This is a genomic window from Corynebacterium sp. UMB4614, assembly GCF_030217065.1.
Taxonomy (GTDB): domain Bacteria; phylum Actinomycetota; class Actinomycetes; order Mycobacteriales; family Mycobacteriaceae; genus Corynebacterium.
In genome coordinates, this window is the sequence record NZ_JASONC010000102.1 from 1 (window position 1) to 257 (window position 257).

1 protein-coding gene is annotated in these 257 nt (G+C 56.4%); it reads right to left on the reverse strand.

Going from position 1 to position 257, the window contains the following annotated elements; genetic code table 11:
* Nucleotides 1-257: hypothetical protein (locus tag QP413_RS10070; RefSeq protein WP_284781619.1), on the reverse strand; the 257-nt coding region annotated here is incomplete at both ends.

A 257-nucleotide genomic window follows, 5' to 3' on the forward strand; every position in this document is an offset into this window, starting at 1 on the left:
TCAAAGCGCTGTTTGAATTGGGAACTCGACATGTAGCCACTGACCCACTCGCGCTGATGGTTCGTGGTGATACTGAGAAGGATTCCGAGCATCGATTCCTTCTCAACGGCGGCATCAAAGTAACCGTTAACGTAGTCATCCAGCAACATCGCCAGAAGGTTGCGCGCCGCGATCTTGCGCTCAGGCTCGATATCACCCCACGTGGGCTGACCGCCGTCAGCGGGAGTAGGACCCCACGTCTCAGTGAGTGGTACGTC